This window comes from Pseudoroseomonas cervicalis (genome assembly GCF_030818485.1).
In the GTDB taxonomy this organism is placed as follows: Bacteria; Pseudomonadota; Alphaproteobacteria; order Acetobacterales; family Acetobacteraceae; genus Pseudoroseomonas; species Pseudoroseomonas cervicalis_A.
In genome coordinates this window covers 3228753-3252588 of sequence record NZ_JAUTAJ010000004.1, presented here as the reverse complement: position 1 = coordinate 3252588, position 23836 = coordinate 3228753, and the positions used below count along the sequence as shown (strand labels likewise).

Below are 23836 nucleotides of genomic sequence, written 5' to 3'. Positions count from 1 at the left end.
GGTCTGCCCGCCGGCAACGCAGTCGCGGGCAGGGACCCGAGGGGGTCCCCGCCCGTTTCCGCTGTGCGTCGTATCGCGCTCAGCCCAGCCCGGCGGCCGGCATCCCGAACGGGATGCCAGGCTGCCGGAAGGACCTCACTTGACCTCGACCTTGGCGCCGTTCTCCTCGAGGACCTTCTTGATCTTCTCGGCCTCGTCCTTGGAGACGCCTTCCTTCACGGTCTTCGGCGCACCTTCGACCAGATCCTTGGCCTCCTTCAGGCCCAGGCCGGTGATGGTGCGGATTTCCTTGATCACGTTGATCTTCTTGTCGCCGGAGTTCGCCAGGATGACGGTGAACTCGGTCTGCTCCTCGGCGGCCGGGGCGGCAGCGCCACCAGCGGCGGGGGCAGCGGCAACGGCCACGGGAGCAGCGGCGGACACGCCCCACTTCTCCTCGAGCAGCTTCGACAGCTCGGCGGCTTCCAGAACGGTCAGGCTGGACAGCTCGTCAACCAGCTTCGCGAGATCGGCCATGGTTTTCTATCCTTCGATGTAATCGCTTGGCGTGATGAATGCAATCCCCGGTTGGCGAAGTGCGGCCAGCCCGGGGTCTTCCGCGATAGGCGCCTGTTAGGCCGCCTCGTCCTTCTTGGCGTAAGCCGCCAGCACGCGCGCCACCTGACCACCGGGCGCCTGAAGCACACCAGCGATACGCGTCGCAGGGGTCTGGATGAGACCCAGCAGCTTCGCGCGCAGGATTTCGAGCGAGGGCAGCGCGGCCAGGGCCTTGACGCCTTCGGCGTCCAGCTCCTGGGTCCCGAGCGCCCCGCCCAGGATGACGAACTTGTCGTTACCCTTGGCGAACTCCACGGCGGTCTTCGCCACCGCCACCGGATCCGTCGACCACGCGAGCGCGGTCGGACCCTTCAGCAGCGGCGAGATGCCCTGGAAGCGGGTGCCGTCGAGGGCGAGGGTGGCCAGCCGGTTCTTCGCGACCTTATACGTCGCGCCCGCCGCCCGCATCTGGCGCCGCAGATTCGACACTTCCGCGACCGTCATGCCCTTGTTCTGGGCGACGAGCACGAAATTCGTCTCGGCGAACACCGTTGCGAGGGAGGCAACGAACGCACGCTTCTCCGTACGATCCAACTCCCGTCTCCACACGGTGGCCGGCGCCTTGTGGAAGGGCTCCGGCCGGTTCACACGGGGGCGCATCCGGATGGATACGCCCCGGTTCGCCTGTCTGAGTCTGCGGAAGACCAAGCATCACGCCGCACCGCACAAGGCGGCGACGGCCTGCATCTCTCGGCATCCCCATCTCACGCCTGCGGGGCGGCTGCCCCCTTAAGGCCCGGCAAGGGGCCACATGCGTTCTCGGACAGGTGTCAGGGAAGGGGCGGACCCCTTCCCTTGCCCGCACTCACCCCCGAGGGGGCGGCGCGTATCTCGTCACTCGGCTCAGGCCGAGAGGGTGGTCACATCCACCTTGAGCCCGGGGCCCATGGAGGAGGACACGGCGACCTTCTTCACATAGGTGCCCTTGGCGCCGGTCGGCTTGGCGCGCTGGATCGCCTCGATGAAGGCGCGCGCATTCTCGACCAGCTGCTCGGCCGAGAAGGAGGCCTTGCCGATGCCGGCATGCACGATGCCGGCCTTCTCGGCGCGGAACTCCACCTGGCCGGCCTTGGCCGCCGCGATGGCGCCCTTGACGTCCATGGTGACGGTGCCGAGCTTCGGGTTCGGCATCAGGCCGCGCGGGCCCAGGATCTTACCCAGGCGGCCGACCAGGCCCATCATGTCCGGCGTCGCGATGCAGCGGTCGAACTCGATCTTGCCTTCCTGCACCAGCGCGGCCAGGTCGTCGGCGCCGACCACGTCAGCGCCGGCGGCCTTCGCCTCCTCGGCCTTCGGGCCGCGGGCGAAGACGCCCACGCGGACGGTCTTGCCGGTGCCGTGCGGCAGGCCGACCAGGCCGCGGACCATCTGGTCGGCGTGGCGCGGGTCGATGCCGAGATTCATCGAGATCTCGACGGTCTCGTCGAACTTCGCCTTGGCATTGGCCTTGGCGGTCGCGATCGCCTCGGTCAGCGGGTGCAGCTGGTCACGGTCGAGACCGGCATACAGGCCCTTGAGACGCTTGCCCTGCTTGGCCATGGATCAGCCCTCCACCACGGACATGCCCATCGAGCGGGCGGAACCGGCCAGCATGCGCACGGCGGCCTCGACGTCGTTGGCGTTCATGTCCTTCATCTTCACCTGCGCGATCTCGCGCAGCTGCGACTTGGTCAGACGGCCGACCACACCGCCCTTGCCGGGGGTCTGGCTGCCCTTCTCCAGCTTCGCCGCCTTGAGCAGGAAGTAGGTGTTCGGGGGCGTCTTGGTGATGAAGGAGAAGGTGCGGTCCGAATACGCGGTGATGACGACCGGCGTCGGGGTGCCGGGCTCCATCTGCTGCGTCGCCGCGTTGAATTCCTTCACGAACTGCATGATGTTCAGGCCGCGCTGACCCAGCGCGGGGCCGACCGGCGGCGACGGGTTCGCCTTGCCGGCCGGGATCTGCAGCTTGATGTAGCCGACGATCTTCTTAGCCATGTTACGTCCTCTGCGTTCAGAGGTGCGCGGTGCTGTCGGCCCTGGCCGGGCCTCCCGCGTCCCTGACAAAAACGCCGCAACCTTCCGTGCGCGCAACATCGCGCGCCACAGGAGTGTCACGGCGGAGGCGGGCCTATACAGGTCCCGCCGGCGAGAGTCCAGACGCCTCTGAACCCCGCCCTGCGCATGGCTGGCCCGCCGCGCCCCGCCCGGCGCCGGGGAGGCCGGCGGGCGGGGACGCGGCCGGCCCGGCCTTAGCCGATGCCGCGCAGCATGGCGATATGCTGCTCGATGCCGGGCACCGCCAGGGCGGCGATCACCCGCTCCGGCGGCAGGCCGCCGGTGAGCAGCGCCTGCTGCGCCTGCAGCAGCGCCTCATGCGTCGCCGTCTGGCCGGCCAGGTAGCGGCGCTCGAATTCCCCGCCCTGCAGGGTTTGCAGGGCCTGCAGCTCCTGCAGCGCCTCGCCCGGCAGCGGCACCTGGGCCGGCACCGGCAGCCCGGCCAGCTGCATGGCGCGCAGCAGGCCTTCCTGCTCGGCGGTCTCGAAATGCGCGAAGGCGCGCACCGCCGGGGTGCGGGCGCGCTCGGCCGCCAGGGCGCTGCTCCGCATGGAGAAGACGCCGCCGGCCAGCACCCGCAGCCGCCAGGGCGCCAGCCCGTCGGCGCCGGGGGCGGCCATGCCCGGCGCCGGCTGGGCCAGGCCGGAGGCCGCCGTCAGCGGCAGCAGGGCGGCGCCGGCCAGGCCGGTCATGATGACGCGTCGTTGCATGAGCTCTCTCCCAGGTCAGGTTGCCTGCAACCGCAACCGGCCCCGGCCACCCAGGGTTCCCTGCCCAGGCCGCGCGCATCGCCCGGCGGCGGGCGGCCTCCCGGAAACGGCCCACCGCGAAGGCGGCGGCTCAGCCATGCCGGGGACGCGGCGCAAATTCACTGGCCCCTAATCATTAGGGCTCTATGTATCTGGCCATGGATCCCCTCGCCCTCCCCGAACTGTATCGCCGCTTCGGCGGGCATTTCATCGCCGTCACCCGGGCCTGGCGGCGCGAGGCCGATCTGCGGCTGGCGCCGCTCGGCCTCAGCCACGCCACGGGGCTGGCGCTGCTGCTGCTGCGCGACCATGCCGGGGAAGGCTGCCGCCAGGGCCGGCTGGCCGCGGCGCTGGGCATCGAGCAGCCCTCGCTGGTGCCGCTGGTCGACCATCTGGCCGGGGCCGGCCTGGTCGAGCGCCGCGCCGACCCGGCCGATCGCCGCGCCCGCACCCTGCACCTGACCGAGCTGGGCAGCCAGGTCGGCGAGAAGGCCACCGCCGCGCTGGACGCGCTGCGCGCCGAGCTGCTGGGCGAGAGCGACCCGGACGACATCGCCGCCGCGCTGCGGGTGCTGGAGACGATGGCGGCCAGGCTCGGCTGCCCGACGGGGGGCTTCGCCTGATGCCGCGCCTGCCCATCCTGGCCGACTGGCTCTATTCGGCGCGCAGCTTCGCCGCGGCGGCGCTGGCGCTGTGGATCGCCTTCTCGCTCGACCTGCCGCGCCCCTACTGGGCGATGGCCACCGTCTACATCGTGGCGCAGCCCTTCTCCGGCGCGCTGCGCGCCAAGGCGCTGTGGCGGCTGGCCGGCACGCTGTGCGGCGGCATCTTCTCGATCCTGGCGCTGCCGCTGCTGATCGCGGCGCCGCCGCTCTTCGCCCTCGCCCTGGCGCTGTGGCTCGGCCTCTGCCTCGCCGCCTCCTTCTACGACCCGACGCCGCGCGCCTATGCCTTCATGCTGTCCGGCTACACCGCGGCGCTGATCTGCTTCCCCATCGTCGACCAGCCCGGCACGGTGTTCGACACCGCCATCTCGCGCATGATCGAGATCGGGCTCGGCATCCTCTGCGCCTGGCTGATGCATGGCGTGCTGTTTCCGCAGCATGGCGCGCCGCGCCTGCTGGCGGCCAGCCGCGCCTGGCTGGCCGATCTGGCGCGGCTGGCCGAGGACAGCCTGACCCGCCCGCACGATCCGGACCGCTTCGCCGCCGAGCGCCGCCGCGTGGCGCGCGATGGCGCGGCGCTCTCCGCCCTGTTCCAGCAGGCGCGCTACGAGGCGCGCAGCCGCCGCGCCCCCCTGCTCTGGGCCGGGCGGCTGCATGAGCATGCCCGCGCCCTGCCCACCCTGCTGACCGCCATCGGCGAACGCAACCGCGCCCTGGCCACGCTGGACCCGGAGGCCGCCGCGGCGCTGGCCACGCTGCAGGCCGACATCGCCGGCTGGATGACGGGCTCGGCCGGCGCCGCGCCGGATGCGGCGCAGCGGCTGAAGGTGCAGCGGCTGGAGGCGCGGCTGGAGGAGGCGGCCTCGCACCCCCTCGCCTCCCCCGATCCCTGGACGGCGCTGCTGCGCGACGGGCTGCTGGAGCGGCTGCGCGAGCTGCTGGCGCATTGGCGCGAATGCCTGGTGCTGGTCGACCGGCTGCAGGCCGAGCGCCCGGCCGACGCCACCCCCGACAACGCCACCCGCCCGCCCGGGCATGTCGACCCGCTGCTGGTGGCGCTGTCCGGTGGCGCGGCGGCGCTGGCGCTGCTGATCGGCTGCGCGCTGTGGATCGGCACCGGCTGGGCGCATGGCGCCAGCCTCGCCATGATGTCGGGCGTCGCGCTCTGCATCTTTGCCCAGTTGGACGACCCGGCGCCGGCGCTGCGCCAGTTCATCCTGGGCGCCGGCATCGCCGTGCTGCTGGCCGGGCTGTACCAGTTCGTCGTCCTGCCGCGCATCGACGGCTTCCCGCTGCTGCTGCTGGTGCTGGCCGTGGTCTATCTCCCGGCCGGCGCGCTGATGGCGCAGCCGGCGCTGATGGCGCCCGCGCTCGCCGTCGCCGCGACCGTGCCGGCGGTGATCAACCTGCAGGAGACCTACAGCGCCGATTTCGCCGCCTGGGCGGATGGCGGCCTGGCCACGCTGGGCGGGCTGGCGCTCGCCCTGCTGACGGTGCGGCTGCTCCGCTCGCTGGGCGTCGCCTGGCGGGTCCGCCGCCTGGCACGGGCCGACCGCCAGGACCTGGCCCGGCTGGCCGAGGGCCGCGCGCCGGCCGAGCTGCGCCATATCCTCGGCGTCATGCTCGACCGGTTCGAGGCGCTGGCCGCAAGGCTGCAGGCGGTGGATGCGCGCGCCGTGCCGGTCTCCGAGCTGGCCGATCTGCGCGCCGCGCTGAACCTGCTGCGGCTGCGCGAGCAGCTGCCCGCCCTGCCCGCCGCGCCGCGCGCCGCGCTGGAGGCGGCGCTGGCGGCGCTGGCCGCCGAGGCGCGCGGCCAGCTGCCGCGCGACACCCTGCTGGCGCGGCTCGACGCCGCGCTGCTGGCGGCGGCCGGGGCGCCCGGCCGCGCGGCGCGCCAGGCGGCGCTGTCGCTCGGCGGGCTGCGCATGGCGCTGTTCCCGGAGGCCACCTCCCCCTTCACCGCCGGCCCCGCCCCAGGGGCCACCGAAAGCCTGCCCGCATGATCGCCGAAATCGACCTCTACGGCATCTACCTGCCCGCCCTGCTGGTCTGGGCGGCGCTGGCCCTGCCGCTGACCGCGCTGCTGCGCCGCGCCCTGCTGGCGCTCGGCGCCTATCGCTGGATCTGGCACGCGCCGCTCTTCGACTTCGCCCTCTACCTCCTGCTGCTGGGCGGTGTGGCCGCCCTGGCTGAAAGCCTCTCCCGATGAAGCCCCTCTTCGCCCGGTTCATCCGGATCGTCGTCACCCTGCTGCTGGTCGCCGCCGCGCTGCTCGCGGCGCTGGAGCTCTGGCGCTACTACATGGAGGCGCCCTGGACGCGGGACGGGCGGGTGCGCGCCGACATCATCGGCGTGGCGCCCGACGTCTCCGGCTTCGTGGCCGAGGTGCTGGTGCAGGACAATGCCGTGGTGGAGAAGGGCCAGCCGCTGTTCCGGCTGGACCAGGCCCGCTTCGCCCTGGCGCTGCAGCAGGCCGAGGCGGTGGTGGCAAGCCGCGCCGCCTCGCTGGAGCGCGCCCGGCGCGACGAGCGGCGCTATGACCGGCTGGATGCCGGCATCGTCTCGCAGCAGCGGCAGGAGCAGGCGCATTCCGACGCGGCCACCGCCGCCGCGGCGCTGCAGGAGGCGGAAGCGGCGCGCGAGCTGGCGCGGCTGAACCTGGCGCGCACCGAGATCCACGCCCCCGCCGCCGGCATCATCACCAACCTGACGCTGCGGCCCGGCGCCTATGTCTCGGCCGGCAGCGCGGTGATGGCGCTGGTCGATGCCGGCAGCCTGCATGTGCAGGGCTATTTCGAGGAGACGAAGCTGGCCCGCATCCATCCCGGCGACCGGGTGCGGGTGACGCTGATGGGCGATCCGCGCGTGCTCCAGGGCCATGTCGAGAGCATCGCCGGCGGCATCGCGGACCGCGAGCGCAGCGCCGGGCTGGTGGCCAATGTGAACCCCACCTTCTCCTGGGTGCGGCTGGCGCAGCGCGTGCCGGTGCGGGTGAAGCTGGAGGAGGTGCCGGAAGGGCTGCTGCTGATCCCGGGGCGGACGGCGACGGTCAGCGTGGTCGAGGAGTGAGGGCCAGGGGCTCCGCCCCTGGAACCCCGCCGGGGTGGCAGGGCCACCCCGGACCCCGCCTTCAGTTGGTGCCTGCTGAGGGCGGGGTCCGGGGGGACCCTGTCCCCCCGGCGGAGGGGTCTGGGGAGGCGGAGCCTCCCCAGATATCATCGGGTTTGTCTGGGGAGGCAGCGCCTCCCCAGCGCCGCGCAGCGGCATAGGCGACCCCGCCCACCACCACCGCCAGCACCAGGCCACCCAGCAGCGTCTCCTCGGCGGCCGGCAGCGTGGCCATCAGCCAGGCCGGGCCATGCTCGGGCAGGAATTCGACGGAGGGCGGCAGCAGCACCCGGCCGATGGCGTATTCGGTGGGCAGCAGCACGGCATGGGTGAGCGGGTTGCCGAAGGCCAGGCAGGTGGCGGCGGCCACGGGCAGGCTGCCGCGCAGCGCCCACGCGAAACCGGCGGCGAAGATCAGGTGCAGCCCGAAGGCCGGCAGCATCGCCGCGGCGGCGCCGGCGGCGATGCCGAGGGCCACCTTGGATGGCCCGCCGGGAGAGGCCAGCAGCCTCTCCCAGGAGTCGCGCGCCCGCCGCAGCAGGGCGCGCATGCAGGTCTCAGACCTTCTCGACCTGGGCGTATTCCAGCTCGACCGGGGTGGCGCGGCCGAAGATGGAGACCGAGACCTTCACGCGGCCGCGCTCCTCGTCGACTTCCTCGATCGTGCCATTGAAGCTGGTGAAGGGGCCATCGGCGACCCGCACCTGCTCGCCCACCTCGAACACCACGGCGGGGCGCTTCGGCTTGTCGACGCCTTCCTGCACTTGGCGGACGATGCGCTGCGCCTCGGCTTCCGAGATCGGGCTCGGGCGGTTGCGGGCGCCGAGGAAGCCGGTGACCTTGGGCGTGTCCTTGACCAGGTGCCAGGCCTCATCGGTCATCGCCATCTTCACCAGCACATAGCCGGGGAAGAATTTGCGCTCCGAATTGACCTTCTGGCCGCGGCGCACCTCGGTCACCTCCTCGGAGGGGACGAGGATGTCGCCGATCTGGTCGGCCAGCCCCTTCTGCGCCGCCTGCTCCTTGAGCTGCTGCGCGATCTTCTTCTCGAAGCCCGAATAGACGTGAACGACGTACCACTTCATGTCGGCCATGGATCTCGCTCCGTCTTACGCGCCGAAGCCGAACAGCAGGCTCACCAGGAACTGGATGAGCTTGTCGGTCAGCAGGAAGAACACGGCGGCCAGGGCGGACAGGGCCAGCACCAGGCCGGTGGTGATCAGCGTCTCCTTGCGGGTCGGCCAGGTGACACGGGCCACCTCCTGCCGCACATCGCGGATGAACAGCGCGGGATCGAGCTTCGCCAAAATCGCTACCCTAACTGGTTGCCGGACTGGTCCAGGCTGGAGGTTCCGACCGGAATGGTCCGTGGGAAACGCTTCGCGGGCGGCATCCGGACCGGAGCCACCCCGCAAGACCCGGCCGCGCACGGCGAGGGCAAGGACACCGCCCCCGAGGGATGCGGATCCGCGCCACTGGCAGGGGCGGAGGGTCTCGAACCCCCAACCTCCGGTTTTGGAGACCGGCGCTCTAGCCAATTGAGCTACGCCCCTGCGCGGCGCCAACGCTGCGCGAGGAGGCGTCTATAGGCGAGGGCCGCCGCCCTGTCGAGAGGCAGGAATCAGCCGGGAGACACCGGTGCCGGCCCGCCCGCCCCCTGCGGCCGCGGCGCGTCGAGGAAGCGCTGCAGCGCCGCCAGCATCGGCGCCAGCTGCACCCGCCAGCCCTGGGTGACCGGGTCCACCGGCTCCAGCCATATCGCATGGTGGTGGCCACGGAAGGCGGAGACCCGGCTGTAGCAGCTGCGCAGCTTCTCGGTGCCCGGCCAGGCGGGCAGCAGCTCGAACACCTTCAGCCCCGGCCGCGCCGCCACCAGATGCGCCAGCCCCGCCCCATGCGGGGAGACCACCACCTCCGCCTCCTGGAAGGCGCGGATCTGCCGCGCCAGGGGCACGCCCTGGAAGGTCATCACGGTGAAGCCCAGGCGCCGCAGCGCCTCCTCCAGCTCCACCTCGTTCTCGATGCCGCGCCGCGGCACGTCGCGGCGCGAGAGATAGAGGCGCGGCCCGCTGACGCCGGGCGCCGCCTGCCGCATCGCCTGCGCCACCAGCCGGGCGTAGAGATCGGCGAAATACTCGGCGTGATAGAGGAACTGCATGCCGCGCGGGCTGATCCAGCCGCGCTCCACCCGCAGCGGCGCCTCGACCCGCAGCAGCGCCGGCACCTCGCCCAGGCTGTCGCCCAGCAGGTCGAGGGTGGCGCGCAGGAAGCCCTCGATGCGCGGCGTGTAGAGGATCGGCAGGCGCGGCGCGTCCGGGCGCAGCCGCCAGGCCAAAGCGGGCAGCCCCTCGGCGAACCAGTGGTAGAAATTGCGCGGCGTCTCGGTGGCCAGCACCGCCTCGGCCAGGGCCGGGCCTTCGGGCAGCGGCGGCAGGTCGGGCGGCAGCAGCCGGTGGTAGATCGGCGCGACGCGCCCCTGCGCGTCCCAGACCCGGCCGGTCTCGTCCACCGCCACGTCGCGGCAGAGCAGCAGGCGCGGCCGCGCCGGCAGGCCGGCCGCCTCGTCGCGCGGGCGGCGCATCAGCTGGCGGCTCTGCTCCAGCTGCCGGCCGAAGGCGGCGCGCAGCGCGGCGGAGACACCGGGGGCGGCGTGCAGCTCCAGCGCGGCGTCCCGCGGCGGCGCGGGCGAGAGCAGCGGCGGCGGCAAGGGCATCTCCTCGGCCGTGAAGACCGGGGCGGAGAGCCGCGCCGCCAGCGCCTGCAGCGACTGCGCCAGCGCGCCGCGCACCCCGCTGCCGAGGAATTGCGACAGCATGTCGAGCAGCGCGTCGCGCGTCTCGGGATCCGTGGCCTCGGTCAGCGCCGGCACGTCGAGCAGCGCCAGCGCCGCCTCGCCGAGGCCCGCCATGCGCAGCCGGTTGGCGTACCAGATGCGGCGCTTGGGCTTTTCCAGCTCGGCCGGCGACAGCGCCAGGGCCCGCCGCGCCGCCTCGGCGTCGCGGGTCTGCAGCGCGGCGGTCAGCAGCTGGCCGGTGGCCTCGGCATTCAGCGCCGCATCCGGCAGGGTGGCGGCCAGGCGGCACAGCCCGGCCCAGTCGCGCTGCTGCGCCAGGGCGCGCAGCCCCTCCCGCGCCTCCAGCGCCGCCAGCTCCGCCGGGTCGGGGAAGCTGTCGCGGTGCGCGGCCAGCAGCGCCACGGCCTCCTGGCGGGCGGCGCCGGGCGGCAGGCGCGGGCCGAGCAGCGCCAGGCAGCGCAGCGCATTGGGGGCGGAGGCCGAGGCGAACAGGCCGGGGGCGGCGGAGAGCACCCGCCAGGCGGCGAGCGCGGCCTCCGCCGAGCGGTCATTCAGCAGCGCCTGGGCCAGCAGCACGCGCGGCGAGGGCGGCAGGGAGGGATCGCCGCCCAGCGCCACGGCGCGGCGCAGCAGCGCCGGCTGGCCCAGCGCGCGGCCGGCGCGCACCAGCAGCGACAGGGCGCGCGGCGGCACCTCGGCATCGGTGAGGCCGGCCAGCCAGGCCAGCAGTCCCGGCGCGTCGCCGGCCTCGGCCAGCGCCTCGCCTTGCTTCAGCAGCGCCGCGGCGGGGTCCCTCGGGCGCGCCCCCTCCCCCGCTTCGGGCCGTGGCGCCGGCGCGGCGGGGCGATCGGCGGCGGCCGCGGCGGGGTTGGTGGTCGGAACAGCCATGACGGACCCATCTTGCTCGGCGCGCATGGAGCCGCAAGCGACCCCGCCGCGCAAGGCGCCGCCGCCCGCCGCGGCCCCTTGCGCCGCGGCGGCTCGCGCGTCTTGATCGCGCGGCCCGGACCGCCCGGGCGCGGCAGAGGGGAGCGCGCATGCCCATCGAGGATCCGAAGGCGATGGAATTCCCCAGCCTGACGGCCTTCACCGAGGCCTATTACAGCGGCGCCTTCCGCCGGCTGGTGAAGAAGGTGCAGGCGGATTTCTGGCGCTGCGAGGAGCCGCTGCCCTATCTGCGCTTCCTGCAGCTGGTGCTGCGGCCGCGCTGGACGCTGGCCTGGCGGCCGCATGTGGCGGATTTCGCGCCGATGCGCGACGGCATGCTGGCGGTGCTGGAACAGGCCCAGGCGCCGCTGCTGCTGCACCACCCGCAGGAGGATCCGGGCGGCGAGGGCTGCATCCACCTCTCCTGGCACACGCTGGGGCGCAAGCCGCGCACCTGGCACTACAAGGCCGGCTACCTGCCCTTCATGCTGCATTTCGAGCGCGAGGGATTCTCCGGCTGGTCGGAGCTGTGCAAATTCCCGCAGAAGGAGATTGCGCGCATCCCGGCTGGCCTGGCCGAGGCGCATCACGCCAGGCTGCTGCGCGACTATGCCGCCGCCGGCGCCTCGAAATGGCGGCAGGACCCGAAGGCGCCGCCGCCCATGGCGCGCGACTTCGTCTTCGTCGCGCTGCAGCTGCCGAATGATTCCGTCGTCACGCTGAAGCGCTTCGCGCAGGATTATGTCGCCGGCATGCGGGCGGCGATCCTGACCCTGGCCCAGGCCGGGCTGCCGGTGGTGGTGAAGCGCCACCCGCACTGCACCGACCGCGCCGTGGCGGCGATGCTGGAGGAGGTGGCGGCCCACCCCCTGGTCGAGCGCAGCGAGGCCTCGGTGCATGCGCTGATCCCGGCCAGCCGCTGCGTGCTGACGGTCAATTCCGGCGTCGGCTTCGAGGCGCTGGTCTATGAGAAGCCGGTGGTGACGCTGGGCCGCGCCGATTACGGCCGCGCCACGGTGGAGCTGGACGACCCCGCCGGCGCGGCCGAGGCGGTGCAGCGCGCCATCGCGCAGCGCAACCCGCTCTTCACCCGGCAGATGGTGTTCGTGGCGCAGACCCTGTTCCAGGTCGACACGCGGGCGCCGCTCTCCTTCCAGCGGCTGGTGCTGCGCGCGCTCTGCGTGCATGCGCTGGAACGCCCGGAGCGCTGAGGCCCCGAGGCGAAGCGGCGGCCGCAACGAAAACGGGCCGCCCCTTCCGGGGCGGCCCGCCATCACTCAGCCGAAGCGACGGCTTACTTGCTGATCGAGGCGACGACGCCGGCGCCGACCGTGCGGCCACCTTCGCGGATCGCGAAGCGCAGGCCCTGGTCCATGGCGATCGGCGCGATCAGCTCGACGTCCATGGCGACGTTGTCGCCCGGCATCACCATCTCGACGCCTTCCGGCAGCTGCACCACGCCCGTCACGTCGGTCGTGCGGAAGTAGAACTGCGGACGGTAGTTGGTGAAGAACGGCGTGTGGCGGCCGCCCTCTTCCTTCGTCAGGATGTACGCCTCGGCCTTGAACTTGGTGTGCGGCGTGATCGAGCCGGGCTTGGCCAGAACCTGGCCGCGCTCCACATCCTCGCGCTTCGTGCCGCGCAGCAGGGCGCCGATGTTGTCGCCGGCCTCACCGCTGTCCAGCAGCTTGCGAAACATCTCGACGCCGGTCACCGTCGTCTTCACGGTGTCCTTCAGGCCGACGATCTCGACTTCCTCGCCCACCTTGACGATGCCGCGCTCGACGCGGCCGGTCACCACGGTGCCGCGGCCCGAGATCGAGAACACGTCCTCGATCGGCATCAGGAAGGGCAGGTCCTTCGGACGCTCCGGCTGCGGGATGTAGCTGTCGACAGCTTCCATCAGCTTCAGGATCGCCTGCTCGCCGAGCTCGGGGGACTTGTCCTCCAGCGCCATCAGGGCCGAGCCCTTGACGATGGGGATGTCGTCGCCCGGGAACTGGTAGCTGGACAGGAGCTCACGCACCTCCATCTCGACCAGCTCCAGCAGGTCGGGGTCGGCCATGTCGCACTTGTTCAGGAACACCACCAGCGCCGGCACGCCGACCTGGCGGGCCAGCAGGATGTGCTCGCGGGTCTGCGGCATCGGGCCGTCGGCGGCGGACACGACCAGGATCGCGCCGTCCATCTGGGCGGCACCCGTGATCATGTTCTTCACGTAGTCGGCGTGGCCCGGGCAATCGACATGGGCGTAGTGGCGGTTCGCCGTCTCGTACTCAACGTGAGCGGTCGAGATGGTGATGCCACGGGCGCGCTCTTCCGGCGCCTTGTCGATCTGGTCATAGGCCGTGAAGGACGCACCGCCCGACTTCGCCAGGACCTTGGTGATCGCCGCGGTCAGCGACGTCTTGCCATGGTCAACGTGGCCGATCGTGCCAATGTTGCAGTGCGGCTTGTTCCGCTCAAACTTAGCTTTCGCCATCTATCGGTCACCCTGTCGGTCCAGCGCCGATACCGGCGCACTATCCGCCCCATGGCCCGCTCAATGATCCGTAGCCCGCTCCACAGATTGGAGCGGGTGACGGGAATCGAACCCGCACAACCAGCTTGGAAGGCTGGGGCTCTACCATTGAGCTACACCCGCACCGCGCGTCCGTTGCGACGGCCGCGCCGTGGCGCCACTCCAGCCGGGAAAGATTGTGCCCCGGGCCACCGGCGACAAGCATGTCGCCGACAGGCCGGATATGGAGGGGGTTGGATTCGAACCAACGTAGGCGTGCGCCAACGGATTTACAGTCCGTCCCCTTTAGCCACTCGGGCACCCCTCCGCGCTATCCCGGCCGGCGGGAGCGGGGCGGACTATCCGGTTTTCGCAGCCCGTGTCAACGCACCCCGAGCAATTCTTTTGCGTTTTCGTCATCCGCCCTTGCTTCGTCGCGGGTGATCGCCAGGATGCCGCCCATGTCGCGCCCCCCTCGCCGGCCGGAAGGCCCGCGCCGCCCCTCTTCCTCCTCCTCTCCGCTGTCCAAGGGCCGCTCCCAGGAGCGGCACGCCGAGCGCCCGGCGGGCCGCCCCGGCCATGCCGCCGGCGCCGCGCCGGAGGAGGAGCGCCCCCGCCGCCCGCGTGGCGGCGACGCCGTGACCGAGACCCCGCGCGGCGGCCGCAATCCCCGCGGCGCCGAGGCGGGCCGCGCCCCGCGCGAGGTGACGCCGCCCAACACGCTCTGGCTCTACGGGCTGCACACCGTGGCCGCGGCGCTGGCCAATCCGCGGCGGCGCTTCAAGCGCCTGCTGCTGACCGCCGAGGCCGAGGCGGCGCTGGCGGAGAAGCTGCCAAAGCCCTGGAAGCTGCAGGCCGAGCGGGTGGAGCGCGCCCGCTTCCAGACCTTCCTGACCGAGGATGCCGTGCACCAGGGCGCCGCCCTGCTGGCCGAGCCGCTGCCGCCGGTGGCGCTGGAGGACGCGCTGGAGAAGAGCCGCGGCACGGTGCTGCTGCTCGACCAGGTGACCGATCCGCGCAATGTCGGCGCCATCCTGCGCTCCGCCGCCGCCTTCGGCGCCGCCGCCGTGGTGATGCAGGACCGCAACGCGCCGCCCGAGACCGGCGCCATGGCGCGCGCCGCGGTGGGCGCGCTGGACACGGTGCCGGTGGTGCGCGAGGTCAACCTGGCCCGCACCATCACCGTGCTGCAGAAGGCCGGCTACTGGGTGATGGGGCTGGACGGCACGGCGAAGACCGAGCTGGCCGCGGCCAAGCCGCATGACCGCCCCGCCGCCCTGGTGCTGGGCGCCGAGGATAGCGGCCTGCGCCGGCTGCAGCGCGAGACCTGCGACGAGCTGGTGAAGCTGCCGATCCGGCCGGAGATGGAAAGCCTGAACGTCTCGGTGGCCGCGGCCATCGCGCTCTACGAGCTGTCGCGCGGCGGCTGAGCGCCCGCGCGCCGGAGGGCGCCCGAATCCCGGCGCCCCCCGCAGGGACGCCGGAACGGCACGCGGCAGAAAAATCGTCGCAGGGCGAAAAAATCGCCATCCACCCCCGCTGGATTCAGCGGGGGTTAACCCGGCCCCGGCATGATGCCCCTACGACGACCCCAAGCGGGGCGCCACCGAGCCAAGACGGCCTCATCCGGACTACCCCCAATGTCCCCGAGCCGTACCGCCACTTGGCACGATTTCTCCGAGCAGCAGCAGATCGCCTTCTCGCAGGAGGCGCTGCGCCGCGCCGCCGAGACCCTGGCCGGCCATGCCGAGCTGCTGGCCCGCGAGATGGAGGGCGGTGCCCTGATCGACCAGGGCGGCCCGGACGCGCTGCGCCTCTTCGCCAATGTCATCCGCGCCACCAGCAACGACGCCTACGGCGCCGTGGCCCGCGCCTGAAAGAGAAGAGCGCATGAGCCCGACCGCCCCCACCGGCCTGATCATCCTGCCCGCCAGCCGCGAGACCGAGATCCGCGCCTGGGCCCAGCGCCACGCCCTGTCGCTCGCGCTGCGCCCGCTGGAGGAATTCCTGCCCGGCGAGGGCACCGGCTCGATCGTCGCCATCGCCGGCGACGCCGAGGCCCGCCGCATGCTGGGCGAGCTGGCGCTGGGCTGAGCCCAGAACGCTGCCCGTCCGGCCCGCGCCTCAATCGGGGCGCAGATCGCCGCGGCGGATCACCGCCGCCCAGCGCTCGGCATCCGCCTGGATGCGGCGGCCCAGCGCCTCCGGCGGCTCGTCCAGCACCTCCACCCCCAGCCCCGCCAGGCGCTGCGCCAACTCGGGGCGGCGCAGCGCGGCCTGGCCGGCGGCGCTCAGCGTCGCGGCCACCGCCGGGTCCAGCCCGGCCGGCGCCACCAGGCCGTGCCAGCCGGTCGCCGCCAGCCCGGGCAGCCCGGCCTGGTCCAGCGTCGGCACCTCGGGCAGCGCCTGGGTGCGCGCCTCGGAGGACACGGCGAGCCCGCGCAGCCGCCCGCCCTTCACCGCATCGGCCACCGCGCCGATATTGATCCACACCGCCTGCAGATGCCCGGCCATCAGGTCGTTGATGGCCAGCGCCCCGCCGCGATAGGGCACATGCGTCCAGCGCAGCCCGGCGGCGTGCTGGATCAGCTCGCCCAGCAGATGCGACAGGCTGCCATTGCCCGGCGTGCCCACCGCCAGCGTGTCGGCGCGCGCCGCGGCCAGGAAGCCGGCCAGGTCGCGCAGCGGCGAATCCTCCCGCACCACCAGGATCTGCGGCACGGCGACGCCGGGCAGGATCGGCTGGAAGGCGCGCAGCGGGTCGTAGGACAGGCGCCGGAACAGCGCGGCGTTGATCGACAGGCTGTCGGAGCCGGCCAGCAGCGTATAGCCATCCGGCCGGGCCCGCGCCGCCGCCTCATAGCCGAGATTGCTGCCGGCGCCGGGCAAATTCTCTACCTGGATGGTCTGGCCCAGCGCCTCGCCCATGCCGCGGGCGATCAGCCGCGCCACCACATCCTGGCTGCCGCCCGGCGCCACCGGCACGATCAGCCGCAGCGGCCGGCTGGGGAAGCCGGCGGCCTCCTCCGCCCGGGCGCGCCCGGCCGGCAGCAGCGGGGCGGCCAGGCCCCAGGCGGCGGCGGCGCGCAGCAGGGCGCGGCGGGGCATATTCTGCGTCATGGCATCGTGATTCCGCTGGCGGCCCGGCCGTACAACCCCTCCGGCGCGGCCGGAAGACCGCCGCGCGGAGGCCTGCCCGGCCGGAGGACCGCAATCTCTTGTGGATTATGGATGTAAATCACCCATAATACCGTCCGTCAAACGTAATTACGGGAGATTCCCATGCCGCAGCACGAGGACCGCAGCGCCGACAGCCTGGCCGGCGGCGCCTGCCTGCTGCCCGCCATGGCGCCGGCCGAGGTGGACATGGCGGTGCTGGCCGGGCTCGGGCTCAGCCTGGCGGGGCTGCTGCTGCTGGCCGCCGCCGGGCTGGCGGGCTGATCCGGCGCTCCGCCGGCCGGCCGCGCATCCCGTTGATCGCACTGCGATAGGCGCTGTGAAAATCCGCCCCCGCCGGGGCGGATTCCCCCTCGCGCGGCCTTGCGCGGGGCGGCGGGGCGGGCGCATCGTGCCGCCCTCACCCGACCGACAGGAGCATGGACGATGGGCGTGACGGCAGCCGACAGCAACGCGGCTCTGCAGGCGAGGCGCGAAGCGGCGGTGCCGCGCGGTCTCGGGATCCAGATGCCGGTCTTCGCGGCCAAGGCCGAGAATGCCGAGATCACCGATGTCGAGGGCAAGCGCTATATCGACTTCGCCGCCGGCATCGCGGTGCTGAACACCGGCCATCTGCACCCGAAGATCAAGGCGGCGGTCACCGCCCAGCTCGACAATTTCAGCCATACCTGCATCCAGGTGATGCCCTATGAGGGCTATATCCGCCTGGCCGAGCGGCTGAACGCCACGGTGCCGACGCGCGGCCCGCGCAAGACGGTGTTCCTGACCACCGGCGCCGAGGCGATCGAGAACGCGGTGAAGATCGCCCGCCACCACACCGGGCGGAACGGCGTCATCGCCTTCTCCGGCGCCTTCCACGGCCGCACCCTGCTCGGCATGGCGCTGACCGGCAAGGTCGTGCCCTACAAGGCCGGCTTCGGCTCGATGCCGGGCGAGATCTACCACCTGCCCTTCCCCGTGGCCTATCACGGCAAGGAGGTCGAGCAGACGCTGGAGGCGCTGGAGGTGATGTTCCGCGCCGATGTCGACCCCAAGCGCATCGCCGCCATGATCATCGAGCCGGTGCAGGGCGAGGGCGGCTTCTACATCGCCCAGGCCGAGCTGCTGGCCGGGCTGCGCCGCATCTGCGACGAGCACGGCATCGTCATGATCGTCGACGAGGTGCAGACCGGCTTCGCCCGCACCGGCAAGATGTTCGCCATCGAGCATTCCGGCGTCGAGCCGGACATGATCACCATGGCCAAGTCGCTGGCCGGCGGCTTCCCGCTCTCGGCCGTCACCGGCAAGGCGGAGATCATGGACAGCCCGGCCGCCGGCGGCCTGGGCGGCACCTATGGCGGCAACCCCCTGGCGCTGGCCGCCGGCAATGCCGTGCTCGACATCATCGAGGAGGAGGGCCTCTGCGCCCGCGCCGAGCAGATCGGCGAGCTGCTGACCGGCCGGCTGAAGGAGCTGCAGAACTCCAACAGCCTGAAGGGCGTGATCGGCGATATCCGCGGCCTCGGCGCCATGGTGGCGATGGAGCTGGTGGCCGGCGGCGACGCCAACCGCCCGGATCCGGACCTGGCCAAGGCGCTGACCGCGCGGGCGGCGCAGAAGGGGCTGATCCTGCTCTCCTGCGGCGTGCGCGGCAATGTCATCCGCTTCCTGGTGCCGCTGACGGCCTCGGACGCGCTGATCAATGAGGGCATGGACATGCTGGGCGAGGCGCTGCGCGAATGCGTCGCCGAGCGCGCCGCCTGACGACCGCGCGGTAGCCAGGTGCCGTGCGGGCGCTGACACGCTTCCTCCGCCAGCTGCTGAGTGCCGCCTGGCGCGGCGCGGCGGTGGCGGTCGCGTGTTACCTCGGCGCCCTGTTCATGGCCGGCAATGGGGGGACCTCCCCCCTGCCGCTGCCGGTGGCGCTGGACCGGCTCGACCCTGCCCTGCTGGGCCGGGTCGCGCTCTCCGGCGCGCTGGCGCTGATGGCGCTGGTGGCGGTGCTGCGGCCGATCCCGGCCGGGCCCTGCCGCGCCATCATCGGCGGCCTCATCATGGGCGCCGCCGCCGTGGTGGTGGTCCACCAATCCAGCCTCTTCGTGCTGCACCAGGCCTTCCGGCTGGTGCCGGAGCGCGGCTTCCTGTTCGCGCCCCTCCCGCTCTGGGGCGGGCTGCCGGCGCTCTACGCGCTGATGCTGGCCGGTGCTGGTCTGGGCGCCATGCTGTCCCTGGCGCTGCGGCTGGTCTGGGCGCTGCCCGACCTGCTCACCGGCTTCCTCTGCGGCGCCTTCCTCTTCACCCTGCTGAGCGGGAGCCTGCCGCGCGTGCCGGGCTTCGAGGCGCCCTGGTGGATGTGGCTGGCCATCAATGGCGGCTGGGGCTGGGGCACCGCCTTCCTGATGCGCCCGCTGGCGCTGCGCGGCGCCGAGGATGCGCATCGCGAGCGGGAAAACCCGCAGCACGCCATCACCTGAGCGTCCCTTTCCAGGCGGCCCCTTCCCCTGCGGTCCCGGCGGGGGCATCTCCTGGGGCATGAGCTCCTCGCTGCGCGTCCGCCCCGACCCCACCGATCCGCGCCTGACCCGGCGTGTCCAGGGCCTCGACCAGTCCGGCCGCCCGGTCGAGACCAGCGTCACCGTCGAGCGCGCCCTGACCCTGTATCTGAACGGGCAGGAGATCGTCACCATGATGACGATCGGCGACCATCCGGAGGATCTCGCCCTCGGCTACCTGCTGAACCAGGGCATGCTGCGGCCGGAGGATGCCGTCACCGGCATCGAGCATGACGAGGATCTGGGCGTCGTCGTGGTCCGCACCGCGGAAGCCACCAACCACGAGGCCAAGCTGCGGAAAAAGACGCTCACCTCGGGCTGCGCCCAGGGCACCGCCTTCGGCGACCTCATGGAAGGTTTTTCTCAGGTTCGGCTTCCTCCGGAAGCCGAGTTGCGCACGTCGTGGCTCTACGGGCTGCTGCGCGCCATCAACACCCTGCCCACCCTGTATCTCGAGGCCGGGGCGATCCATGGCTGTGCGCTCTGCCGGCAGGACCAGCCGATCGTCTATATGGAGGATGTCGGCCGCCACAACGCGGTGGACAAGATCGCCGGCTGGATGGCGCGCAACCGCGAGCCCGCTGGTGACAAGATCTTCTACACCACCGGCCGCCTGACCTCGGAGATGGTCATCAAGACGGTGCGCATGGGCATCCCCATCCTGATCTCCCGCTCCGGCTTCACCGCCTGGGGGGTGGAGCTGGCGCGCGAGGCCAACCTGACCCTGATCGGCCGCTGCAAGGGCAGCCGCTTCCTGGCGCTGGCCGGGGAAAGCCGCATCGTCTTCGACGCCGACCCGCAGCGCGATGGCGAGGAGAGCCCGCGCCACTGGCGCAAGAACAGCCGCGAGGCCGAGGGCGCCGCCGATGCCAGCTGAGGGAAAAATCCTGGGGCTGGTGCTGGCCGGCGGGCTGGCGCGCCGCATGGGCGGTGGCGACAAGCCGCTGCGCGCCCTCGCCGGCCGGCCGATGCTGGACCATGTGCTGGACCGGCTGCGCCCGCAGGTCGCGACCCTGGCGCTGAACGCCAATGGCGACGCCGCCCGCTTCGCCGCCTGGGGCCTGCCGGTGCTGCCCGATGGCGTGCCGGACCATCCCGGGCCGCTGGCCGGCATCCTGGCCGGGCTGGACTGGGCGGCGGAGCACCGGCCGGAGCTGCCCGACATGGTCTCGGTGCCCGGCGATTCCCCTTTCATCCCGGCCGATCTGGTGGCGCGGCTGCTGGCGGCGCGCCAGGCGGCGGGGGTGCCGATGGCCTGCGCCGGCTCGGGCGGCTGGACGCATCCGCCGATCGGCCTCTGGCCGGTGGCGCTGCGGCACGAGCTGCGCGCGGCGCTGCTCGGCGGCGAGCGCAAGATCGACCGCTGGACCGCCCGCTTCGGCTGCGCCACGGCGGAATGGCCGGACCGCCCCATCGACCCCTTCTTCAACGCCAACACGCCGGAGGAGCTGGCCGAAGCCCAGTTCCTCTTGCACGCCGCCGCGCCGCCGCCCATAGCTTGAGGAAAGCCATTCCACGACGGGAGCGCCACGCATGAAGGCCTTTCTGACCGGCGTCGCCGCCGCCATCATCCTGGCCGTCGCGGCCTCCTTCGTGCTGGACATGGAAGTCCAGAAGGAAGCCGAGACCGCCTTCCAGACCCGCGGCGTCCGCCTCTAGGCCGCGCGCCCACTGGCCGCCGCGTCGCGCGCGGCCGGTGGCCCGGCCTCCCCCGCCTCAGCCATTCGGGTCATTGGCATTGGGGAAGAACAGCTGCTGGCCGTCGATCCGGTAATCGGCGATGGCGCGCTGCCCCTCGGGCGAGACCAGCCAGTCGATGAAGGCCTGGCCCTCGGCCTGCTTCACCTGCGCATGGCGGGCCGGGTTCACCAGCATCACGCCATACTGGTTGAACAGGCGGCGGTCGCCCTCGGTCAGGATGGCGAGCGACTGGCGGTTGCGGAAGCTGATCCAGGTGCCGCGATCGGCCAGCAGATAGGCGTCCGAGGCGGCGGCGGTGTTCAGCGCCGGCCCCATGCCCTGGCCGATCTCCTTGTACCAGCCCTGGCCGGCGGGGGTGATTCCTGCCTGCTGCCACAGCCGCAGCTCCGCCGCATGGGTGCCGGAGCGGTCGCCCCGGCTGATGAAGGGCGCGCCGCGCGCGGCGATGGCCTGCAGCGCCGCGGTGATGTCGGCGCCGCGGCCGCGCAGCCCGGCCGGGTCGGCCCGCGGCCCGACCAGCACGAAATCATTGTACATCACCGGAAAGCGCCGCGTGGCGAAGCCTTCCGACAGGAATGTCTGCTCGGCCGCGCGGTCATGCACGAAGACCACATCGGCATCGCCGCGCCGGCCCACATCCAGCGCCTGGCCGGTGCCCAGCGCCACCACCCGCACGGCGATGCCGGTCTTCTGCGTGAACAGCGGCAGGATATGCCCGAACAGCCCCGACTGCTCGGTGGAGGTGGTGGAGGCGACGGTGATGCTGCGAGTCTGCGCCGCCACCGGCGGGCCAGCGAACAGGCCGAGCAGGATCGGCAGGGCAGCGAACAGGGTGCGGCGGCGCATGGCTCTGGCTCGGCTCCGGCTTTTTTTCTATGAGGCGCCAAAGTGCCACGGCAAACGCCGCGCCGGAGCCCGGAGGAACGCAAGCACCATGAACCATCTGCCGGAATCTGCCGCCTGATGCCGGATTTCCTGACGCTGAAGGAGGCCGCTGTTCTGCTGCGCCTGTCCGAACGCGCGCTCTACGACCTGGCGCGGCAGCAGCGCCTGCCCGCGGTGTTCCTGGCCGGCAAATGGATCTTCCCGCGCGCTTTGCTGCTGCGCTGGATGGCGCGCGAGGCCGGGCCGGAGGCGGCGCGGCTGGAGCCGCCACCGATCCTGGCCGGCAGCCATGACCCGCTGCTGGACTGGGCGGTGCGGCAATCCGGCTGCGGCCTGGCGATTGCCGCCGGCGGCAGCCTGGCGGGGCTGGAGGCGCTTTCCGCCGGCCGCGCCCTGGCGGCGGCGACGCATCTGCCCGACCCGGATGGCGGCGCCTTCAACGAGGCGACGGTGCGCGACCTGCTGCCGGGCGCCCAGGCGGTCGGGCTGGTCTGGGCCTGGCGCGAGCAGGGGCTGATCCTGCCGCCCGGCAATCCGCGCCGCATCGCCGGCCTCGCCGATCTGGCGCAGGAGGGGGTGCGCATCATCGGCCGCCAGTCCCGCGCCGGCAGCCATCTGCTGCTGCTGCACCTGCTGGCCGAATCCGGCATCCGGCTGGAGGCGCTGCGCTTCCTGCCGCAGCCCGCCATGGCGGAGGATGAGGTGGCCGCCGCCGTGGCCGAGGGCCGCGCCGAAAGCGGCTTCGGCATCCGCGCCGAGGCGGTGGCGCGCGGCCTCGACTTCCTGCCGCTGATCCGCGAGCGCTTCGACCTGGTGGCCCGGGCGCAGGACTGGTTCAGCGCGGCGCTGCAGGCCCTGCTGGCCTTCGCCCGCGGCGCCGAATTCGCCCGCCGGGCGGAGCGGCTCTCCGGCTACGACATCCGCGAGACCGGCCAGGTCGCCTTCCGCGCCTAGTTTTTTTTCGGTGTGCTGCGCCGCTGGCGCAGCGGCGCTGGCCGCCGTTCTTCGGCGATCCGCAACCCAGGGTCACGGCACTGGCAGCGAACACATGGCGGGCCGTCAGGCCCGCCGGCCGCCCCGCCTCAGGGCCGCTCGCAGCGAATGAAAACCGTGCCGCGATTGGCGGCCTCGCCGACATCGGCGGCGCTCTGCTCGGTGCCGCTGCTGGGCTCGGTGCGCGGGGTGATGCCGCTGCGGCGCAGGAAGGTCTGCGCGTCGCCGCCCTTCACCGCGAAATTGACGTTCTGCGGAATATCGCCGGTGCGGCGGGCAATGTTCTGCGCATGCAGCTTGCTCACCACCACACCCACCACATTGCCATGCAGGTCCAGCAGCGGGCCGCCGGAATTGCCCGGCTGCACCTCGGCGCTGATCTGGTAGTGGTTCGGGTTGTTGCCCAGCCCGTTCAGCCCGTTCACCTCGCCCCGCGTCAGCTTGGGGTCGGAGGAGAGCAGCCCGGCCAGCGGGAAGCCATAGGCGATCACCCCCTCGCCGCGCCGCAGCTCGGGGCTGGCGCGGAAGGGCAGGATCTCGCCCGGATCGCCCGGCACCGCCAGCAGCGCCAGGTCCAGCGCCTCATCCACCCGGGCCGGCGGCACGGCGGGCAGGGTGCGGCCATCGGCGGTGCGGATGAAGATGCGGTTGCAGCCGGCCACCACATGCTGGTTGGTCAGCACCCGGTCGGTCGCCACCACGAAGCCGGTGCCCGTCGCGGCGCGGGCGCGCGGATTGGGCGTGCCCTCGGCCGGGCGGGTGGGGGCGGCGCGCAGATCCCCGGCGCCGATCTCCACCCGCGGCGTCGCGCAGATGTCACGGTTGCGCAGCACCGCCTGCCGCCCATCCGCCACCACCAGGCGGAGGTCGAAGCGGCAGCCGGCCTCGGCCCGGCTGCGCAGGGTGAAGGATTTGTCGGTGGGCATCGGCCGCGGCAGGGTGTTGTTGCCCCAGTCGGCGCGGCCGCTGCGCACGGCGTGCAGCGCCGTCGCATCCTGGCCGGTGCGGTTGACCACCTGGATGCGGTGCTCCTCGGCGGCCTGGCCCGGCGCGGAGGCGGAGGGGGCGGCCTGGCCCGGGCCGGGCGCCGGCGCGGCATTCTGGGCGAGGGCCGGCAGGGCGGCCGGGGCGGACAGCGCCAGGGCGGCGCAGAGCAGGGCGGGGCGATGCAT

General features: G+C 72.7%; 28 protein-coding genes and 3 tRNA genes. 15 read left to right on the top strand and 16 right to left on the bottom strand.

Going from position 1 to position 23836, the window contains the following annotated elements; all coding sequences use genetic code 11:
• Nucleotides 1-135: 135 nt before the first annotated feature.
• The 5 genes from rplL to QE401_RS19175 form a co-directional block, all read right to left on the bottom strand.
• Nucleotides 136-516: a 50S ribosomal protein L7/L12 gene (gene rplL / locus QE401_RS19195; protein ID WP_007004395.1), complete on the bottom strand. Its 381-nt coding sequence runs from the start codon at nucleotides 514-516 to the stop codon at nucleotides 136-138.
• Nucleotides 517-612: 96 nt separating this feature from the next.
• Nucleotides 613-1131, bottom strand: coding sequence for a 50S ribosomal protein L10 (gene rplJ / locus QE401_RS19190; RefSeq protein WP_271136367.1), 519 nt, complete (start codon nucleotides 1129-1131; stop codon nucleotides 613-615).
• A 309-nt stretch (nucleotides 1132-1440) separates the two neighbouring features.
• Nucleotides 1441-2136 carry a 50S ribosomal protein L1 gene (gene rplA / locus QE401_RS19185; RefSeq protein ID WP_307139722.1) on the bottom strand — a complete coding sequence of 232 codons (696 nt, stop codon included), beginning with the start codon at nucleotides 2134-2136 and terminating at the stop codon, nucleotides 1441-1443.
• 3 nt (nucleotides 2137-2139) lie between these two features.
• Nucleotides 2140-2574: a 50S ribosomal protein L11 gene (gene rplK, locus QE401_RS19180; protein ID WP_271136369.1), complete on the bottom strand. Its 435-nt coding sequence runs from the start codon at nucleotides 2572-2574 to the stop codon at nucleotides 2140-2142.
• 254 nt (nucleotides 2575-2828) lie between these two features.
• Entirely contained in the window at nucleotides 2829-3344 is a 516-nt protein-coding gene (locus QE401_RS19175; RefSeq protein ID WP_307139721.1) for a DUF4142 domain-containing protein, read from the bottom strand.
• 197 nt (nucleotides 3345-3541) lie between these two features.
• Between QE401_RS19175 and QE401_RS19170 the strand changes: the two genes are divergently transcribed.
• From QE401_RS19170 to QE401_RS19155, 4 genes are read left to right on the top strand one after another with little or no spacing between them, the layout of a single operon-like run.
• Nucleotides 3542-4006, top strand: a complete 465-nt coding sequence (locus QE401_RS19170) for a MarR family winged helix-turn-helix transcriptional regulator (protein WP_307139720.1) — start codon at nucleotides 3542-3544, stop codon at nucleotides 4004-4006.
• Complete coding sequence (locus tag QE401_RS19165) at nucleotides 4006-6051, top strand: FUSC family protein (RefSeq protein WP_307139719.1); 2046 nt, start codon at nucleotides 4006-4008, stop codon at nucleotides 6049-6051. The genes QE401_RS19170 and QE401_RS19165 overlap by 1 nt, the downstream gene beginning before the upstream one ends.
• On the top strand, nucleotides 6048-6257 hold the full coding sequence (locus QE401_RS19160; protein WP_307139718.1) for a DUF1656 domain-containing protein: 210 nt from the start codon (nucleotides 6048-6050) through the stop codon (nucleotides 6255-6257). Before QE401_RS19165 ends, QE401_RS19160 begins: the two co-directional genes overlap by 4 nt.
• Nucleotides 6254-7117: an efflux RND transporter periplasmic adaptor subunit gene (locus QE401_RS19155; RefSeq protein ID WP_307139717.1), complete on the top strand. Its 864-nt coding sequence runs from the start codon at nucleotides 6254-6256 to the stop codon at nucleotides 7115-7117. Before QE401_RS19160 ends, QE401_RS19155 begins: the two co-directional genes overlap by 4 nt.
• Nucleotides 7118-7178: 61 nt before the next feature.
• Here the strand turns inward: QE401_RS19155 and QE401_RS19150 are convergent, their stop codons facing one another.
• The 5 genes from QE401_RS19150 to QE401_RS19130 form a co-directional block, all read right to left on the bottom strand.
• Nucleotides 7179-7706: a DUF2062 domain-containing protein gene (locus QE401_RS19150; protein WP_307139716.1), complete on the bottom strand. Its 528-nt coding sequence runs from the start codon at nucleotides 7704-7706 to the stop codon at nucleotides 7179-7181.
• A gap of 7 nt (nucleotides 7707-7713) precedes the next feature.
• Nucleotides 7714-8250 carry a transcription termination/antitermination protein NusG gene (gene nusG, locus QE401_RS19145; protein ID WP_307139715.1) on the bottom strand — a complete coding sequence of 179 codons (537 nt, stop codon included), beginning with the start codon at nucleotides 8248-8250 and terminating at the stop codon, nucleotides 7714-7716.
• A 15-nt stretch (nucleotides 8251-8265) separates the two neighbouring features.
• Nucleotides 8266-8463 (bottom strand): preprotein translocase subunit SecE, encoded by a 198-nt coding sequence (gene secE / locus QE401_RS19140; protein WP_007004386.1) that lies wholly within the window; start codon nucleotides 8461-8463, stop codon nucleotides 8266-8268.
• Nucleotides 8464-8632: 169 nt separating this feature from the next.
• A tRNA-Trp gene (locus QE401_RS19135) sits at nucleotides 8633-8709 on the bottom strand.
• Between the two features lie 68 nt (nucleotides 8710-8777).
• Nucleotides 8778-10838, bottom strand: a complete 2061-nt coding sequence (locus QE401_RS19130; RefSeq protein WP_307139714.1) for a glycosyltransferase family 61 protein — start codon at nucleotides 10836-10838, stop codon at nucleotides 8778-8780.
• Nucleotides 10839-11200: 362 nt separating this feature from the next.
• Between QE401_RS19130 and QE401_RS19125 the strand changes: the two genes are divergently transcribed.
• Nucleotides 11201-12088: a capsular polysaccharide export protein, LipB/KpsS family gene (locus QE401_RS19125; protein WP_373461465.1), complete on the top strand. Its 888-nt coding sequence runs from the start codon at nucleotides 11201-11203 to the stop codon at nucleotides 12086-12088.
• 83 nt (nucleotides 12089-12171) lie between these two features.
• Here the strand turns inward: QE401_RS19125 and tuf are convergent, their stop codons facing one another.
• The 3 genes from tuf to QE401_RS19110 form a co-directional block, all read right to left on the bottom strand.
• Nucleotides 12172-13359: an elongation factor Tu gene (gene tuf / locus QE401_RS19120; protein WP_307139712.1), complete on the bottom strand. Its 1188-nt coding sequence runs from the start codon at nucleotides 13357-13359 to the stop codon at nucleotides 12172-12174.
• Nucleotides 13360-13447: 88 nt separating this feature from the next.
• A tRNA-Gly gene (locus QE401_RS19115) sits at nucleotides 13448-13521 on the bottom strand.
• 101 nt (nucleotides 13522-13622) lie between these two features.
• Nucleotides 13623-13705: transfer RNA gene (locus tag QE401_RS19110), tRNA-Tyr, on the bottom strand.
• Between the two features lie 133 nt (nucleotides 13706-13838).
• On the opposite strand from QE401_RS19110, the gene rlmB reads away from it, so the two are divergent.
• From rlmB to QE401_RS19095, 3 genes are all read left to right on the top strand, one after another.
• Entirely contained in the window at nucleotides 13839-14807 is a 969-nt protein-coding gene (gene rlmB, locus QE401_RS19105; protein WP_307139711.1) for a 23S rRNA (guanosine(2251)-2'-O)-methyltransferase RlmB, read from the top strand.
• A gap of 210 nt (nucleotides 14808-15017) precedes the next feature.
• Nucleotides 15018-15254, top strand: a complete 237-nt coding sequence (locus QE401_RS19100) for a hypothetical protein (RefSeq protein WP_307139710.1) — start codon at nucleotides 15018-15020, stop codon at nucleotides 15252-15254.
• Nucleotides 15255-15267: 13 nt separating this feature from the next.
• Nucleotides 15268-15471 (top strand): hypothetical protein, encoded by a 204-nt coding sequence (locus QE401_RS19095; RefSeq protein ID WP_307139709.1) that lies wholly within the window; start codon nucleotides 15268-15270, stop codon nucleotides 15469-15471.
• 30 nt (nucleotides 15472-15501) lie between these two features.
• On the opposite strand, the gene QE401_RS19090 is transcribed toward QE401_RS19095, so the two are convergent.
• Nucleotides 15502-16497, bottom strand: a complete 996-nt coding sequence (locus QE401_RS19090; protein WP_307139708.1) for a Bug family tripartite tricarboxylate transporter substrate binding protein — start codon at nucleotides 16495-16497, stop codon at nucleotides 15502-15504.
• 162 nt (nucleotides 16498-16659) lie between these two features.
• Between QE401_RS19090 and QE401_RS19085 the strand changes: the two genes are divergently transcribed.
• From QE401_RS19085 to QE401_RS19060, 6 genes are all read left to right on the top strand, one after another.
• Nucleotides 16660-16818: a hypothetical protein gene (locus tag QE401_RS19085; RefSeq protein ID WP_307139707.1), complete on the top strand. Its 159-nt coding sequence runs from the start codon at nucleotides 16660-16662 to the stop codon at nucleotides 16816-16818.
• 162 nt (nucleotides 16819-16980) lie between these two features.
• The gene (gene gabT / locus QE401_RS19080) at nucleotides 16981-18297 is read left to right on the top strand and encodes a 4-aminobutyrate--2-oxoglutarate transaminase (RefSeq protein ID WP_307139706.1); all 1317 of its coding nucleotides are present in this window, start codon (nucleotides 16981-16983) and stop codon (nucleotides 18295-18297) included.
• 23 nt (nucleotides 18298-18320) lie between these two features.
• Nucleotides 18321-19007 carry a hypothetical protein gene (locus QE401_RS19075; protein ID WP_307139705.1) on the top strand — a complete coding sequence of 229 codons (687 nt, stop codon included), beginning with the start codon at nucleotides 18321-18323 and terminating at the stop codon, nucleotides 19005-19007.
• Nucleotides 19008-19065: 58 nt separating this feature from the next.
• Nucleotides 19066-19962, top strand: a complete 897-nt coding sequence (gene fdhD, locus QE401_RS19070) for a formate dehydrogenase accessory sulfurtransferase FdhD (protein WP_307139704.1) — start codon at nucleotides 19066-19068, stop codon at nucleotides 19960-19962.
• On the top strand, nucleotides 19952-20587 hold the full coding sequence (mobA, locus tag QE401_RS19065; RefSeq protein WP_307139703.1) for a molybdenum cofactor guanylyltransferase MobA: 636 nt from the start codon (nucleotides 19952-19954) through the stop codon (nucleotides 20585-20587). Before fdhD ends, mobA begins: the two co-directional genes overlap by 11 nt.
• 31 nt (nucleotides 20588-20618) lie before the next feature.
• Nucleotides 20619-20744 carry a hypothetical protein gene (locus QE401_RS19060; RefSeq protein WP_307139702.1) on the top strand — a complete coding sequence of 42 codons (126 nt, stop codon included), beginning with the start codon at nucleotides 20619-20621 and terminating at the stop codon, nucleotides 20742-20744.
• A gap of 57 nt (nucleotides 20745-20801) precedes the next feature.
• On the opposite strand, the gene QE401_RS19055 is transcribed toward QE401_RS19060, so the two are convergent.
• On the bottom strand, nucleotides 20802-21632 hold the full coding sequence (locus QE401_RS19055) for an ABC transporter substrate-binding protein (protein ID WP_307139701.1): 831 nt from the start codon (nucleotides 21630-21632) through the stop codon (nucleotides 20802-20804).
• A gap of 117 nt (nucleotides 21633-21749) precedes the next feature.
• Here QE401_RS19055 and QE401_RS19050 point away from each other — a divergent pair, with 117 nt between their 5' ends.
• Entirely contained in the window at nucleotides 21750-22625 is an 876-nt protein-coding gene (locus QE401_RS19050) for a helix-turn-helix transcriptional regulator (protein ID WP_307139700.1), read from the top strand.
• Nucleotides 22626-22753: 128 nt separating this feature from the next.
• On the opposite strand, the gene QE401_RS19045 is transcribed toward QE401_RS19050, so the two are convergent.
• The gene (locus QE401_RS19045; RefSeq protein ID WP_307139699.1) at nucleotides 22754-23836 is read right to left on the bottom strand and encodes a trypsin-like peptidase domain-containing protein; all 1083 of its coding nucleotides are present in this window, start codon (nucleotides 23834-23836) and stop codon (nucleotides 22754-22756) included.

Excerpts from the sequence above, each read along its gene's own strand:
- nusG (WP_307139715.1), bottom strand. The coding sequence starts at position 8,250 with ATGGCCGACATGAAGTGGTACGTCGTTCACGTCTATTCGGGCTTCGAG.
- QE401_RS19170 (WP_307139720.1), top strand. The coding sequence starts at position 3,542 with ATGGATCCCCTCGCCCTCCCCGAACTGTATCGCCGCTTCGGCGGGCAT.
- gabT (WP_307139706.1), top strand. The coding sequence starts at position 16,981 with ATGGGCGTGACGGCAGCCGACAGCAACGCGGCTCTGCAGGCGAGGCGC.
- QE401_RS19060 (WP_307139702.1), top strand. The coding sequence starts at position 20,619 with ATGAAGGCCTTTCTGACCGGCGTCGCCGCCGCCATCATCCTGGCCGTC.
- QE401_RS19175 (WP_307139721.1), bottom strand. The coding sequence starts at position 3,344 with ATGCAACGACGCGTCATCATGACCGGCCTGGCCGGCGCCGCCCTGCTG.
- QE401_RS19130 (WP_307139714.1), bottom strand. The coding sequence starts at position 10,838 with ATGGCTGTTCCGACCACCAACCCCGCCGCGGCCGCCGCCGATCGCCCC.
- rplA (WP_307139722.1), bottom strand. The coding sequence starts at position 2,136 with ATGGCCAAGCAGGGCAAGCGTCTCAAGGGCCTGTATGCCGGTCTCGAC.
- rplK (WP_271136369.1), bottom strand. The coding sequence starts at position 2,574 with ATGGCTAAGAAGATCGTCGGCTACATCAAGCTGCAGATCCCGGCCGGC.
- QE401_RS19155 (WP_307139717.1), top strand. The coding sequence starts at position 6,254 with ATGAAGCCCCTCTTCGCCCGGTTCATCCGGATCGTCGTCACCCTGCTG.
- fdhD (WP_307139704.1), top strand. The coding sequence starts at position 19,066 with ATGAGCTCCTCGCTGCGCGTCCGCCCCGACCCCACCGATCCGCGCCTG.
- QE401_RS19050 (WP_307139700.1), top strand. The coding sequence starts at position 21,750 with ATGCCGGATTTCCTGACGCTGAAGGAGGCCGCTGTTCTGCTGCGCCTG.
- QE401_RS19090 (WP_307139708.1), bottom strand. The coding sequence starts at position 16,497 with ATGACGCAGAATATGCCCCGCCGCGCCCTGCTGCGCGCCGCCGCCGCC.
- rplL (WP_007004395.1), bottom strand. The coding sequence starts at position 516 with ATGGCCGATCTCGCGAAGCTGGTTGACGAGCTGTCCAGCCTGACCGTT.
- tuf (WP_307139712.1), bottom strand. The coding sequence starts at position 13,359 with ATGGCGAAAGCTAAGTTTGAGCGGAACAAGCCGCACTGCAACATTGGC.
- mobA (WP_307139703.1), top strand. The coding sequence starts at position 19,952 with ATGCCAGCTGAGGGAAAAATCCTGGGGCTGGTGCTGGCCGGCGGGCTG.
- rlmB (WP_307139711.1), top strand. The coding sequence starts at position 13,839 with ATGTCGCGCCCCCCTCGCCGGCCGGAAGGCCCGCGCCGCCCCTCTTCC.
- QE401_RS19085 (WP_307139707.1), top strand. The coding sequence starts at position 16,660 with ATGCCGCAGCACGAGGACCGCAGCGCCGACAGCCTGGCCGGCGGCGCC.
- QE401_RS19150 (WP_307139716.1), bottom strand. The coding sequence starts at position 7,706 with ATGCGCGCCCTGCTGCGGCGGGCGCGCGACTCCTGGGAGAGGCTGCTG.
- QE401_RS19095 (WP_307139709.1), top strand. The coding sequence starts at position 15,268 with ATGAGCCCGACCGCCCCCACCGGCCTGATCATCCTGCCCGCCAGCCGC.
- QE401_RS19165 (WP_307139719.1), top strand. The coding sequence starts at position 4,006 with ATGCCGCGCCTGCCCATCCTGGCCGACTGGCTCTATTCGGCGCGCAGC.
- QE401_RS19160 (WP_307139718.1), top strand. The coding sequence starts at position 6,048 with ATGATCGCCGAAATCGACCTCTACGGCATCTACCTGCCCGCCCTGCTG.
- QE401_RS19100 (WP_307139710.1), top strand. The coding sequence starts at position 15,018 with ATGTCCCCGAGCCGTACCGCCACTTGGCACGATTTCTCCGAGCAGCAG.
- QE401_RS19125 (WP_373461465.1), top strand. The coding sequence starts at position 11,201 with ATGCGCGACGGCATGCTGGCGGTGCTGGAACAGGCCCAGGCGCCGCTG.
- QE401_RS19045 (WP_307139699.1), bottom strand. The coding sequence starts at position 23,836 with ATGCATCGCCCCGCCCTGCTCTGCGCCGCCCTGGCGCTGTCCGCCCCG.
- QE401_RS19055 (WP_307139701.1), bottom strand. The coding sequence starts at position 21,632 with ATGCGCCGCCGCACCCTGTTCGCTGCCCTGCCGATCCTGCTCGGCCTG.